Source organism: Nocardia sp. NPDC059764 (genome assembly GCF_042732555.1).
Classification (GTDB): Bacteria; Actinomycetota; Actinomycetes; order Mycobacteriales; family Mycobacteriaceae; genus Nocardia.
This window is the reverse complement of record NZ_JBHWHH010000022.1, coordinates 14,882-27,375: the sequence shown is the minus strand read 5'-3', so window position 1 is coordinate 27,375 and position 12,494 is coordinate 14,882. Positions and strand designations below refer to the sequence as shown.

Genomic DNA, 12,494 nt, shown 5'->3' with positions numbered 1-12,494 from the left:
TCCTTCACTTGACGCTCACCTCACTGCCGCGGAAGGCGGGCGCGGCGATCTTGGTGACCCAGCTGGGCACCTCCTCGGGCGAAACACCGTGGGCGGCACCGTAGATCGTGCCCAGCGCCTGGGACTCCTGCGGCGAGTACGCGGTCGTCGGCGTCTGAGGCCCATACACCTTGTACTGCGGCGCCTGCATCCGGCCGATGTTCTGGTCACCCGGGTTGCGGCTCGGCGGCTGGTAGGAGCCGTCATTGGCGGAACCGTCGGTGTACTGACCCGGATCGGTGAAGGGCGGGTACATCGGAACGCAGAGCGGGCCACGCTGATCGAACCACCGCGGCTCGTCCTGGTTGGGGACGTAGCGGCCGCGCGGATTCACGATCGACACGCTCACCCGCGAACCCGGCAGGTCGGTGCCCTTGCCGAAGATCTGGTCGATGCGCGGCTTGAGCTCGGCGAAACCGGCCAGCGCGCAGCTGTAGCTGGGCGAGTACCTGGCCAACTCCACCAATGCGGGCCGCGAGTCCGCGGCCACGTCGATGATGTTGTCGCGGTTGAGCAGCAGGAAGTCGGCGGTGGTGGTGGCGCTCGGGGTGAGCGTCGCCAGCAGGGTGTCGATCTGCGACTTCTTCTGCACCACGGTCGCGTTGGTGGTGCGCAGGTTGTCCAGCGCGGACACCAGCTGCGGCGCGGCGTCGGAGTAGGTGGTGGCCACGTCGGCCAGGCTCTTCAGATCGTCCTGCAGGGTCGGCATCACGCCGTTCACCCGGGTGACGATGTCGTCGAGCCGGTCGATGGTCTTGCCCAGCTCCTCGCCCTGACCCTGCAGCGCGTTGGACAGCGCGCCCAGCGTGGAGGACAGGTACTGCGGCGGAATCGCCTGCAGCAGCGGCAGGATGTGGTCCAGCAGCTGGCTCACCTCGACGGCGTTGCCGGAGGTGTCCTGGTGCAGGGTGAGGCCCTCGGTGAGTTTGCCCTGCGGGCTGTCCGGCCACACCAGGTCGATGTAGCGCTCACCGAACAGCGTCTTGGGCAGCAGCCGCGCGGTCACGTTGGACGGGATCTTGTCCGCCTTGGCCGGGTCGATGGCCAGGTCCAGGTGCACGTTCTTGCCGTCGTAGCTGCTCGAGCGCAGCTCGCCGACGGTCACGCCGCGGACCTTCACATCCGCGTTGCGGGTCAGCGCGTTGCCGACGGTGTCGGTGATCAGGTTGACCCGCACGGTGTCCACGAACTGCTTGTTGTAGATAGCGATGGTGGTCCACAGGAACAGCGCGACGAGCGCGAAGAACAGCACGCCCAGGGTCCGCTTCTTCAGCGTCTGCCCGCGCTCCGGGTTGCTCATGCTGCCCCCATCCGGGATGAACGGGCGGCCTGCGTGGTTACGCAGGCTGCCTCCTCCGGCCGCTGACCGTTCATCCCGCCACCCGCACCGTCGTGGTCGTGCCCCAGATCGCCAGGGACAGGAAGAAGTCCAGCACATTGATCAGCACGATCGCGGCGCGCACCGCGCGGCCCACCGCCACGCCGACGCCCGCCGGACCGCCGGTGGCGTTGTAGCCGTAGTAGCAGTGCACGAGGATGATCACGAACGCGAAGACCAGCACCTTCACGAACGAATAGAGCACGTCCTCGGGTGGCAGGAACAACGCGAAGTAGTGGTCGTAGGAGCCGCTCGACTGCCCGTTGAAGTAGATGCTGATCAACCGCGAGGCCAGGTAGGTGCCCAGCAGGCCGACCACGTACAGCGGGATCACCGCGAGGAAGCCCGCGATGGCGCGCGTGGTCACCAGGAACGGCACCGACGGCACCGCCATCACCTCGAGCGCGTCGATCTCCTCGGAGATCCGCATGGCGCCCAGCTGGGCGGTGAAACCACAGCCGACCGTCGCCGAAAGTGCCAGTGCCGCAACCAGGGGCGCGAGTTCACGGGTGTTGATGTACCCGGTGAGGAAGCCGGTGAGCACACCCGAGCCCAGCGCGTCGAGCGCCTTGAAGCCCTGCAGGCCCACCACCACGCCGACCGAGGCCGACATGAACACGATGACGCCGATGGTGCCGCCGATGACCGCCAGCGCGCCTGATCCGAAGGTCACCTCGGCCAGCAGCCGAGTGACCTCCTTGCGGAAGTGCACGATGGTCCGCGGGATGGCGCCGATCGCCCGCGAGTAGAACGACATCTGGTCGCCGGCCTTGTCGACCATGTTGACCGGAGCCATGAGCGCGGGCTTGACCCGGCGCGCCGACCGGGAGAAAACGGTGGAGCGCTGCGAAACGACCATTGTCACGCGCCCTTTGCGGGTACGACCTGAAGATAGATCAGGGTGAGGATGAGGTTCAGGAAGAAGAGCACGAGGAACGTGATGACCACCGACTGGTTCACCGCGTCGCCCACGCCCTTCGGTCCCCCCTTGGGATGCAGGCCCTTGTAGGCGGCGATGACACCGGCCACCACACCGAAGATCAGTGCCTTGATCTCACCGATCACCAGGTCGGGGATCTGCGCGAGAGCGGAGAAGGACGCCAAGTACGCGCCCGGCGTGCCGCCCTGCAGACCCACGTTGAAGAAGTAGCCGCCGCAGATGCCGACGACCGAGACCATGCCGTTGAGCAGGAAGGCGACCAGCATCATGCCCAGCACGCGCGGAACCACCAGGCGCTGAATGGGATCGATGCCGAGCACTTCCATGGCGTCGATCTCCTCGCGAATGGTGCGCGAGCCGAGATCGGCGGCTACGGCGGAGCCGGCGGCTCCGGCGATGATCAATGCGGTCACCACCGGTGCGGCCTGCTGGACCGTGGCCAGCACACTGGTCGCACCGGTGAAGTTCTCCGCCCCCAGCTGCTTGATGAGCGAGCCGGTCTGCAGGGCCACCACGGCGCCGAACGGGATTGCCACCAGGGCGGCGGGGAGGATCGAGACACTCGCGATGAACCACGATTGCTCGATGAACTCCCGCCACTGGAAAGGCCGGCGGAACGTCTTCCGGAACACGTCGAGAAAGAGTCCGAAAACATTGCCGGCCTGGGCAAGTCCCGACTCGACCGAGGTGCGCAGTCGCGTCGAGGAGGGGTTCACGGGCGGTATGTTACCCGTTAGTTAGGTTCTGTCGAACCGTGGTGTCGTAGCCACCCTGGTACGACGGCATCACCTGCGTGTCGGCATCGCCGTTCTCGGCCATGGACTCCCGGATCGCCTCCTGCGCGGCGGGCGGCAGGGTATGCATGATCTGGCGGACCCGCTCACGGCGACGGCCCACCGCGCCACGCACGGGCATGCCCGGCTGCGCCCGCATCTGCGGGATGATGCCCTCGATCTCCTCGGCGCCACCGGCGTGGTGACCCGAGTCGAACATGGCCTGCTCGCGGGCCATCTGGGCTTCGTCCTTCTCCTCGGACATACCGATCGGACCCTGCATGCGGCCGTTGAGGAACTGCTTGACCACCGGCTCGTCCGAGGTCAACAGCACCTCACGGGGACCGAACATGACCAGGTTGCGGCGGAACAGCATGCCGATGTTGTCCGGCACCGTACGGGCCAGGTTGATGTTGTGCGTGACGATCAGGATCGTCGCGTCGATCTGCGCGTTGATATCGATCAACAGCTGCGAGAGATAGGTCGTACGAACGGGATCCAGACCGGAGTCCGGCTCGTCGACGAGGATGATCTGCGGGTCCAGCACCAGCGCGCGGGCCAGGCCGGCACGCTTGCGCATACCACCGGAGATCTCACCGGGGAGCTTGCCCTCGGCGCCGAGCAGACCGGTCAGCTCGAGCTTCTCCATGACGATCTTCTTGATCTCGGATTCGCTCTTCTTGGTGTGCTCGCGCAACGGGAAGGCCGTGTTGTCGAACAGGTTCATCGACCCGAACAGCGCGCCGTCCTGGAAGAGGACGCCGAACAGCTTGCGGATCTCGTACAGATCCTTGTTCGAGCAGGTCGTGATATCGGTGCCGTCGATGTAGATCGAGCCCTTCTCCGGACGGAGCAGACCGATCAACGACTTCAGGAAGACGGACTTACCGGTACCCGACGGGCCGAGCAGAGCGCTTACTTCCCCCGACGGCAGCGTCAGAGTGACATCCTGCCAAATACGCTGGGATCCGAACGACTTCGTGATGCCTTCGGTCCTGACCTCGACGCCCACGCCAACCTCCACTTTCTCCGACGAGCGCCCTACATGTGGGACGATCCGCCACAAATTTCGCGCGGTGTGGCGCGTCACAGTAGGTCCGGTCACTGTATCGCATAGAGACCGTCTCGGACACTGGGACCTGACCGGTCGGTAGCAATATCTGGAATACCCACCCGATCACGCGCCAATCACGGCAGCAGAATACGCGAAAAGGGCGGTACCACAATGGGTACCGCCCTTTTCACAATATCGACGCGGCCGGGGTGTGACCCCGGCACACCATCAAGTGAATTACTTGATGGTGATCTTGGCGCCGGCCTCTTCCAGCTTCGCCTTGGCAGCCTCGGCGGCGTCCTTGGCGACCTTCTCCAGGATCGGCTTCGGGGCGCCCTCGACCAGGTCCTTGGCTTCCTTCAGGCCCAGGCCGGAGACGATCTCACGCACGACCTTGATGACCTGGATCTTCTTGTCGCCGGCACCCTCGAGGATGACGTCGAACTCGTCCTGCTCCTCGGCGGCCTCGGCCGGAGCGGCAGCGCCACCCGCGACGGCGACGGCGACCGGAGCGGCAGCGGTGACCTCGAACTTGTCCTCGAACGCCTTCACGAACTCGGACAGCTCCAGCAGGGTCATGCCGGCGAAGGTCTCGAGCAGCTCATCAACGTTGGCCATTGATATTTCCTTTCGGTAGTTCCGTCACCGCGCGGCGGTGACGAATAGGTTTGGGGTAGTGACTTATTCGGCGTCGGCAGCAGCGTCGGCGGCCGGAGCGGCAGCGCCACCCTCGGCCTGCTTCTTCTCCTGCAGCGCGGCCATGAGGCGCGCGACCTGGTTGCCGGGGGCGGCGAACAGGCCGGCAGCCTTCGACAGGTTGCCCTTCATGGCGCCGGCCAGCTTGGCCAGCAGCACCTCGCGCGACTCGAGGTCGGCGATGCGCTCGACCTCGGCCACGGACAGCGCGGCGCCGTCCATGTAGCCGCCCTTGATGATGAGCGCCTTGTTGTCCTTGGCGAACGCCTTCAGCGCCTTGGCGGCCTCGACCGGCTCGCCGGTGATGAAGGTGATAGCGGTCGGACCGACGAACAAGTCATCCAGGCCAGCCACGCCCGCCTCGGCGGCAGCGCGCTTGACCAGGGTGTTCTTGGCGACGGAGTAAGTAGCGTTCGCGCCGAGCGCACGACGCAGCTCGGTGATCTTGCTGACCGACAGACCGCGGTACTCCGTGACAACCGTCGCGGTGGACGACTTGAACTGCTCGGTGATCTCCGCGACCGCGGTGACCTTCTCAGAATTCGCCATACTTCGCCTCCTCTCTGGATGGTCGGTTCTCGTATGAACTACCGAGTTCCGCCAACAGGGGCCGGCGACAAAGCTAACGCCCCGGTCGCAGAGCGAACCCGGGGCGCACAAGAAACGATCGCGATCTCTCGCGGGTTTCCCGACCTCGGCTCTCCCTGCGTGGGTCGCCGGCAATATCGCCGGACCTTCAGCCGCCTGACGGCAGCAACCAACGGTCTTCGGTAGAACGATGTGGGGTGATCACCGAAACTCCGGAGAGCATGTCGATGACCGTCGTCCAATATAGCGGACCAGCATCGATACGCCAAAACGGGGTGGTTCGAGCAGCCCGGGCCCCCACCGAAGCCCGCTCTGCGCCCTGATCTTCGAGATCGGCAGCGGCAGCGTCGAACCGGATCCGGTCCAACCGCGATACCAGCGCGGTCTGCCATCTCGGCGAGGTCGATCTGTCACCGCGGAAAAGCGAAGGGCCGGTACGAGATTCGTACCGGCCCTTCGGGCTTTCATGCGTTGCTACGCGTCACCGCGTCGAGGAATCAGTCTTCCTCGGCGAAGTTACGGGTGCGGTTCGGATCCACCGGGATGCCCGGTCCGGTGTTCGTCGAGAACGTCACCTTCTTGACGTAGCGGCCCTTCGCGGTGGAGGGCTTGACACGCAGGATCTCGTCGAGGGCGGCGCCGTAGTTCTCGGCCAGCTTCTTCTCGTCGAAGGAAGCCTTGCCGATCACGAAGTGCAGGTTGGCCTGCTTGTCGACGCGGAAGTTGATCTTACCGCCCTTGATGTCGTTGACAGCCTTGGTGACATCGGGGGTGACCGTGCCGGTCTTCGGGTTCGGCATCAGGCCACGCGGGCCCAGCACGCGAGCGATACGACCGACCTTGGCCATCTGATCCGGCGTGGCGATCGCGGCGTCGAACTCCAGCCAGCCGCCCTGAATGCGCTCGATCAGGTCCTCGGCGCCCACGGCGTCGGCACCGGCGGCCTCGGCCTCGGCGGCCTTGTCACCGACGGCGAACACGATGACGCGGGCGGTCTTACCGGTGCCGTGCGGCAGGTTGACGGTGCCGCGGACCATCTGGTCGGCCTTACGCGGGTCGACACCCAGACGGACGGCAACCTCGACGGTCGCGTCGGTCTTGGTGGTGGCGGTCTCCTTCGCGAGCCGCGCGGCGGCCAGCGGAGCGTAGAGAGCAGCGCGGTCGACCTTGGCGGCCGCCTCGAGATAAGCCTTGCTTCGTTTTGCCATGTTGATCTGTCCTTGTCTAAGTCAGAAGTGGTGCGGGACAGGCGGTCCCTCCCACCGAGCCGGAAGGCTCTTACTCCGCGATGGTGATACCCATCGAGCGGGCAGTACCAGCGATGATCTTCGCCGCGGCGTCGATGTCGTTGGCGTTCAGGTCTTCCTGCTTGGTCTTGGCGATCTCACGGACCTGGTCCATGGTGATCTGCGCGACCTTGGTGCGGTGCGGCTCGGCGGAGCCCTTCTGCACACCGGCGGCCTTCAGCAGCAGACGCGCGGCGGGCGGCGTCTTCAGCTTGAAGTCGAACGTGCGGTCTTCGTAGACCGTGATCTCGACCGGGATGACGTTGCCACGCTGCGACTCGGTCGCCGCGTTGTACGCCTTGCAGAACTCCATGATGTTGACGCCGTGCTGACCCAGCGCCGGACCCACCGGCGGAGCCGGGTTGGCCTGGCCGGCCTGGATCTGGAGCTTGATGAGCCCAGCGACCTTCTTCTTCTTCGGGGGCATCTTTCTTCCTTGGTTAGGTTCCTTACGGATCACCCGTAAGCCTTATCCGGGACTTGCGCCCAGGGCAGCTCGAGATCAGGCCCTAGGCACAACCCGGCAAGTCTACGTGAACGCGAAAAAGGCGGTGACACCGGGTGAAACCCGGGCCACCGCCTCCTTGCGACTAAATCTTGGCGACCTGCGTGAACGCCAGTTCGACCGGGGTCTCGCGGCCGAAGATCGAGACCAGCACCTTGAGCTTCTGCTGCTCGGCGTTGACCTCGGAGATGCTGGCCGGCAGGGTCGCGAACGGGCCGTCCATGACGGTCACCGACTCGCCGACCTCGAAGTCGACCTCGATGATCGGCTTCGCGACGGCGGCCTCGCCACCGGCCGTGGCGGCGGCAGCGGCGGCGGCCGGAGCGGCGGCCTTCTTCTGCTGCGCGGCCGGGACCAGGAACTTCACCACGTCCGGAATGGTCAGCGGCGAGGGACGCGAGGTGGCGCCGACGAAACCGGTGACACCGGGGGTGTTGCGCACCGCGCCCCACGACTCGTCGTTCAGCTCCATGCGGACCAGGATGTAGCCCGGCAGCACCTTGCGGTTGACGTTCTTCTTCTGGCCGTTCTTGATCTCGGTGACCTCTTCGGTCGGCACCTCGACCTGGAAGATGTAGTCCTCGAGACCGAGGTTCTGCACGCGGGTCTCGAGATTGGTCTTCACCTTGTTCTCGTACCCGGCGTAGGAGTGCACGACGTACCAGTCGCCGGGCGCGCGACGCAGCGCGGCGGTCATCTCGGCGACCGGGTCGGCGGGCTCGTCGGAGATCTGGGCCGCGGGCTGCGCGGGCTCGGCCTCTTCGGCGTCGGCCGCGAACTCGTCGGCCTCGAACTCAGCGGCAACGGAGCCTTCAGCGTCCTCGACGTCCGCGGTGGTCTCTTCGATCACCGCGTCATCCACCGGGAATTCCTCGGTTGTGCCGTTCTCCGGGGTGCTCACTGGGGCACTCGCTTCCTTAGTCGTCACGTAATCCTCTGCGCGCCGGGGCAAGGCATAGCCCGGCGGATGTTCCCGCTCCCCGCCTCTGCCCGGGGGCCGGTCACCGGCCGCGGCGGTCAGACGCGGTCACCGTGCCGCCTAGCCGAAGAGCCAGTTGACACCCTTGATGAACGCCACATCCAAACCGCTGATGTACGCGATGATGAAAATCACGAACACCAGGACAACGCTCGTATAGGTGACCATCTGCTTGCGGTTGGGCCAGATGACCTTGCGAAGTTCCGCGATGACTTCCTTGAGGAACTTCATCAGGCGCTTGAACGGATTGCCCGAACCGCCCTGCCCGGCCTTCTTGCCTTTGCCGGACCGCTTGGTGGCTGCCTTGGCCGAATCCGACGGTCGTTCGATCGTCGCGACGGCGCTGGACGACGCGGCGCGGGTGCGCCGGGCGGACCGCTTGCCGCTCGGACGAGCCACCGCGGCGGTGTCGTCGCCATCTTCGTGGCGAGTGTCCCGCTCGTCGCTCACGTCGATCCTCTCTAAGTCGGCATCCAGGGCAGGGGCGACAGGACTTGAACCTGCAACCTGCGGTTTTGGAGACCGCTGCTCTGCCAGTTGAGCTACGCCCCTTCGGCTGGACGGGGGTTGCTTCCAGCCTCTGTTCTTTTTCAGTTGTACTACAGGGTCATTTCATACAAACACGCGCCGCTCCTCGGAGCAGCGCGCATCGGCTGGTGACCCCAGATTTTCGAGTGTACGTTACCCCGACTGACGATCGCCAATCGGGGTGTCGCGGCCTACCCCGGTTTCCGGTCAGCCGAGCTGCACCGTCGCGGTGGCGCGACCGAAGATCTTGCGACCCTCCGACTTCGCCACGATGGCGACCACCGCGGTGCGGGTCTCGGGGTCCACCGACTTCACCTTGCCGGTGTACTCGATCTCCGCGGGACGGTCGATCGGGACGTACACGGGGCTGGTGAAGCGGACGTTGTACTCCTTGACCGAACCCGGGTCGCCCAGCCACGAGGTGACGAAGCCGCCGCCCAGGCCCATGGTCAGCATGCCGTGCGCGACAACGTTTTCCAGGCCGACCAGCTTCACGACGTCGTCGCTCCAGTGGATCGGGTTGGCGTCGCCGGAGACGCCGGCGTAGTTCACCAGGTCGCCGCGGGTGAGCAGCACGGTGCGGGAGGGCAGTTCGTCGCCGGCGGCGACATCGTCGAAGCGGCGGGTCTGCGCGCTCGCGACCACGGCGCCGATCGGCAGCGCCGCCACGGACTGGTCGGGGGTGTCGATCTCGATCGGCTCGCCCGCGTCGGCGGCGTCCGGGCCGACCCCGTGCATGAGCACATTGCGCACGGCGTCACCGATATTGGGGTCGATGTCACCGCCGCTGCGGCCGATCAGGGTGGTGTAGGTGGTGAGCACCAGTTCGTCGTTCTGGGCCAGCACGTCGTTGCGGGTGACGATGATGTCGCCGCCGAAGGCCTGGCGGAACGAGTGCAGGTAGACGACACAGGACAGCTGGTCCCCGGCCTTGATCGGACGGTGGAACTCCAGGATCTGGTCCGTCTGCATGATCTGGCTCAGGTCGTAGCCGGTGACGATCTGCTCGAAGAGCTTGCGCTGGGCCAGGATTCCGACCAGCGAGATGAAGGTGAGGGGGGCGACCAGGCCGTCGTGACCGTGCGCGGCGGCGGCGTCCTCGTCCCAGTGCACCGGGTGGTAATCCTGCACCGCGCGGGCGTACTCACGCACCTTCTCGCGGCCGACCTCGTAGTAGTCCTCCACGCGGTAGTGATGGCCGACCATGGCGGCGGCGTGCGCGGCGGGGTCGAAGAGCTCTGATTCGACCATGTCGGCCTCGATATCGATATCGGTGTTGATCGTCACGGCAGGAAGTCCCTATCTGCTCCCAGGAAACGGGAACGGGCGAGAGCGCAGAACCACCGCTATATACGCCAAGTGCCGGACCGGGTCCCTTGTCCCTTTCTAAGAGACGAAGTGACTTACCGATCCGGCACTCTGTCCACGCGGTTGTTCGCGCGGGTTTAAGTTAGCGAGACTCGCGATGCGCCCGGTGGGTACCGCAGTTCGGGCAGAACTTCTTCAGCTCGAGACGGTCCGGGTCGTTACGCCGATTCTTCTTGGTGATGTAGTTGCGGTGCTTGCACTGCTCGCAGGCCAAGGTGATCTTTGGCCGGATATCAGTGGACTTCGCGGCCACGATTGCCTTCTTTCCGGTCAGCCTGATTGGGATATCAGTATGTAGCGATGGCCGGACTTGAACCGGCGACACAACGATTATGAGTCGTTTGCTCTACCGACTGAGCTACACCGCCATCTGGTGTCGGTACTTGACGGCGGGGAGGTCCCGGGTCCTGCTAGGAGAAGCCGAGCCGTTCACCACCGGCAATCCGGCGAGCCCCCTAACGGAATCGAACCGTTGACCTTTTCCTTACCATGGAAACGCTCTGCCGACTGAGCTAAGGGGGCGTGTCTGTCTTGCTCCGGTCTGGACCGGGGCGCTGACGACTTGAACGAGATTACACACATCCCCGCGCACTCTCCAAACCGGCTGGTCACCGCCCATTTTCTAGACCGGGTAGATGCCGTGGCACTCGGCGCCGGAGGACCATCCGGGGTTGCGCCGCGAACCCGCCCGACGCATCACGCCCTGACCCGTGAAACGCGAAGAGCCCCTCAGACTCTGGTCTGAGGGGCTCTTGCAGTGGCGGATGAAGGATTTGAACCTCCGAAGCATTACGCGGCTGATTTACAGTCAGCTCCCTTTGGCCGCTCGGGCAATCCGCCGGGGTACGCCTTCCAGCGCTTCAGCAGAATACCCTGAACCCACGCCCGGAATGCAAACCGGCTGGATACAGCCATGCCGGAGCGGCTAGCGTCGACGTTGGAACATCCCGAATATCCGATCTCGGACAGGAGAAGAGTGTGGCGGATTCGTCGTTCGATGTGGTCAGCAAGATCGATCGCCAGGAGGTGGACAACGCCCTGAACCAGGCCGCCAAGGAGCTGAGCCAGCGCTACGACTTCCGCGGCACCGGGGCGAGCATCGAATGGTCGGGCGAGGAGAAGATCATCCTCAGCGCCGAGTCCGAGGACCGCGTGAAGGCGGCTCTGGACGTGTTCAAGGAGAAGCTGATCCGCCGCGACATCTCGCTCAAGGCGTTCGACGCGGGCGATCCGCAGGCCTCCGGCAAGGTGTACAAAATCACAGGAAACCTGGTGCAGGGCATCACCACGGAGAACGCGAAGAAGATCGCCAAGAAGATCCGTGACGAGGGCCCCAAGAGCGTCAAGGCGCAGATCCAGGGCGAGGAGTTGCGCGTCAGCAGCAAGAACCGTGACGATCTCCAGGCCGTCATCGCGCTGCTCAAGGGCGGCGACTTCGATATCGCCCTGCAGTTCGTGAACTACCGCTAGCTAGTAGTTCCGGTTTCCACCGGCCAACTCCTCGAGGCGGGCGATGCGGTCCGCCATCGGGGGGTGGGTGGAGAACCAGCGGGCCATCTTGTCGCCGGCCCGGAAGGGGTTGGCGATCATCAGGTGGGACTGGGCGGTCAGCTGCGGTTCGGGGGGCAGCGGTGCGGCCTGGGTGCCGCGTTCCAGTTTGCGCAGGGCCGAGGCGAGCGCCAGGGGGTCGCCGGTGAGTTCCGCGCCGTCCTGGTCGGCCTGGTATTCGCGGGAACGGGAGACGGCCAGTTTGATGAGCGAGGCCGCGATCGGTCCCAGCAGTGAGACCAGCAGCAGCGCAATGACATTCGGCCCCTCGCCATTGCGGTTGCCGCCGCCGAAGGCGCCCGCGAAGAAGGCCAGGTTGGCCAGGCCGGAGATGACCGAGGCGAGCGCGCCCGCGACCGACGAGATCAGGATGTCGCGGTTGTAGACGTGGGACAGCTCGTGCCCCAGCACCGCGCGCAGCTCCCGTTCTTCGAGGATCTGCAGGATGCCGGTGGTGCAGCAGACCGCGGCATTGCGCGGATTACGGCCGGTGGCAAAGGCATTGGGCGCGTTGGTGGGGCTGATGTACAGACGCGGCATGGGCTGGCGTGCGGCCGTGGCCAATTCGCGCACGATGCGGTACATCGCGGGTGCCTCGAGCTCGGTGACCGGCTGCGCGTGCATGGCCTTCAACGCGAGCTTGTCGCTGTTGAAGTACGCGTAGGCGTTCATGCCCACCGCCAGCACGATCGACAGGATCAAGATCGTGGGATTGCGGAACAGCGCTCCCACGAACACGATCAGGGCCGACATCCCGACCAGAAGCCCGAACGTCTTCAACCCGTTCGCATAGCTGTGCATATTTGCCCTCC

14 protein-coding genes and 4 tRNA genes are annotated in these 12,494 nt (G+C 65.2%); 1 reads left to right on the top strand and 17 read right to left on the bottom strand.

The window, feature by feature from the left end; genetic code table 11:
• Positions 1-4 precede the first annotated feature (4 nt).
• From ACFV4K_RS07120 to ACFV4K_RS07045, 16 genes are all read right to left on the bottom strand, one after another.
• Positions 5-1,339, bottom strand: coding sequence for an MCE family protein (locus ACFV4K_RS07120; RefSeq protein WP_379272763.1), 1,335 nt, complete (start codon positions 1,337-1,339; stop codon positions 5-7).
• 70 nt (positions 1,340-1,409) lie between these two features.
• On the bottom strand, positions 1,410-2,198 hold the full coding sequence (locus ACFV4K_RS07115) for an ABC transporter permease (RefSeq protein ID WP_379095702.1): 789 nt from the start codon (positions 2,196-2,198) through the stop codon (positions 1,410-1,412).
• An 80-nt stretch (positions 2,199-2,278) separates the two neighbouring features.
• A complete protein-coding gene (locus tag ACFV4K_RS07110) occupies positions 2,279-3,073 on the bottom strand; it encodes an ABC transporter permease (protein WP_357091085.1) in 795 nt (264 codons plus the stop codon).
• Between the two features lie 10 nt (positions 3,074-3,083).
• Entirely contained in the window at positions 3,084-4,142 is a 1,059-nt protein-coding gene (locus ACFV4K_RS07105) for an ABC transporter ATP-binding protein (protein WP_379272762.1), read from the bottom strand.
• A 279-nt stretch (positions 4,143-4,421) separates the two neighbouring features.
• Positions 4,422-4,802 carry a 50S ribosomal protein L7/L12 gene (gene rplL / locus ACFV4K_RS07100; RefSeq protein WP_379272760.1) on the bottom strand — a complete coding sequence of 127 codons (381 nt, stop codon included), beginning with the start codon at positions 4,800-4,802 and terminating at the stop codon, positions 4,422-4,424.
• Between the two features lie 63 nt (positions 4,803-4,865).
• Positions 4,866-5,429, bottom strand: coding sequence for a 50S ribosomal protein L10 (rplJ, locus tag ACFV4K_RS07095; protein WP_379272759.1), 564 nt, complete (start codon positions 5,427-5,429; stop codon positions 4,866-4,868).
• Between the two features lie 536 nt (positions 5,430-5,965).
• Positions 5,966-6,676, bottom strand: coding sequence for a 50S ribosomal protein L1 (gene rplA / locus ACFV4K_RS07090; RefSeq protein ID WP_357091073.1), 711 nt, complete (start codon positions 6,674-6,676; stop codon positions 5,966-5,968).
• A 70-nt stretch (positions 6,677-6,746) separates the two neighbouring features.
• Positions 6,747-7,181 (bottom strand): 50S ribosomal protein L11, encoded by a 435-nt coding sequence (rplK, locus tag ACFV4K_RS07085; RefSeq protein ID WP_357091071.1) that lies wholly within the window; start codon positions 7,179-7,181, stop codon positions 6,747-6,749.
• 163 nt (positions 7,182-7,344) lie between these two features.
• Entirely contained in the window at positions 7,345-8,160 is an 816-nt protein-coding gene (nusG, locus tag ACFV4K_RS07080) for a transcription termination/antitermination protein NusG (RefSeq protein WP_379272756.1), read from the bottom strand.
• 138 nt (positions 8,161-8,298) lie between these two features.
• Positions 8,299-8,688 carry a preprotein translocase subunit SecE gene (secE, locus tag ACFV4K_RS07075; protein ID WP_379272755.1) on the bottom strand — a complete coding sequence of 130 codons (390 nt, stop codon included), beginning with the start codon at positions 8,686-8,688 and terminating at the stop codon, positions 8,299-8,301.
• A gap of 29 nt (positions 8,689-8,717) precedes the next feature.
• A tRNA-Trp gene (locus ACFV4K_RS07070) sits at positions 8,718-8,790 on the bottom strand.
• Positions 8,791-8,973: 183 nt separating this feature from the next.
• Positions 8,974-10,017, bottom strand: coding sequence for a fused (3R)-hydroxyacyl-ACP dehydratase subunits HadA/HadB (locus ACFV4K_RS07065; RefSeq protein WP_379272800.1), 1,044 nt, complete (start codon positions 10,015-10,017; stop codon positions 8,974-8,976).
• A 199-nt stretch (positions 10,018-10,216) separates the two neighbouring features.
• Positions 10,217-10,387 (bottom strand): 50S ribosomal protein L33, encoded by a 171-nt coding sequence (gene rpmG, locus ACFV4K_RS07060; RefSeq protein WP_029925945.1) that lies wholly within the window; start codon positions 10,385-10,387, stop codon positions 10,217-10,219.
• A gap of 42 nt (positions 10,388-10,429) precedes the next feature.
• Positions 10,430-10,502: transfer RNA gene (locus ACFV4K_RS07055), tRNA-Met, on the bottom strand.
• Between the two features lie 81 nt (positions 10,503-10,583).
• Positions 10,584-10,656 (bottom strand) — tRNA-Thr (locus tag ACFV4K_RS07050).
• Between the two features lie 236 nt (positions 10,657-10,892).
• A tRNA-Tyr gene (locus tag ACFV4K_RS07045) sits at positions 10,893-10,974 on the bottom strand.
• Between the two features lie 138 nt (positions 10,975-11,112).
• On the opposite strand from ACFV4K_RS07045, the gene ACFV4K_RS07040 reads away from it, so the two are divergent.
• On the top strand, positions 11,113-11,604 hold the full coding sequence (locus ACFV4K_RS07040) for a YajQ family cyclic di-GMP-binding protein (protein ID WP_357091065.1): 492 nt from the start codon (positions 11,113-11,115) through the stop codon (positions 11,602-11,604).
• Here ACFV4K_RS07040 and htpX read toward each other — a convergent pair whose 3' ends face one another.
• A complete protein-coding gene (gene htpX / locus ACFV4K_RS07035; RefSeq protein ID WP_379272753.1) occupies positions 11,605-12,483 on the bottom strand; it encodes a zinc metalloprotease HtpX in 879 nt (292 codons plus the stop codon).
• Positions 12,484-12,494: the final 11 nt, after the last annotated feature.

Coding starts and splice junctions, on each gene's coding strand:
- ACFV4K_RS07120 (WP_379272763.1), bottom strand. CDS start 1,339: ATGAGCAACCCGGAGCGCGGGCAGACGCTGAAGAAGCGGACCCTGGGC.
- ACFV4K_RS07115 (WP_379095702.1), bottom strand. CDS start 2,198: ATGGTCGACAAGGCCGGCGACCAGATGTCGTTCTACTCGCGGGCGATC.
- rplL (WP_379272760.1), bottom strand. CDS start 4,802: ATGGCCAACGTTGATGAGCTGCTCGAGACCTTCGCCGGCATGACCCTG.
- rplJ (WP_379272759.1), bottom strand. CDS start 5,429: ATGGCGAATTCTGAGAAGGTCACCGCGGTCGCGGAGATCACCGAGCAG.
- rplA (WP_357091073.1), bottom strand. CDS start 6,676: ATGGCAAAACGAAGCAAGGCTTATCTCGAGGCGGCCGCCAAGGTCGAC.
- rplK (WP_357091071.1), bottom strand. CDS start 7,181: ATGCCCCCGAAGAAGAAGAAGGTCGCTGGGCTCATCAAGCTCCAGATC.
- ACFV4K_RS07065 (WP_379272800.1), bottom strand. CDS start 10,017: ATGGTCGAATCAGAGCTCTTCGACCCCGCCGCGCACGCCGCCGCCATG.
- htpX (WP_379272753.1), bottom strand. CDS start 12,483: ATGCACAGCTATGCGAACGGGTTGAAGACGTTCGGGCTTCTGGTCGGG.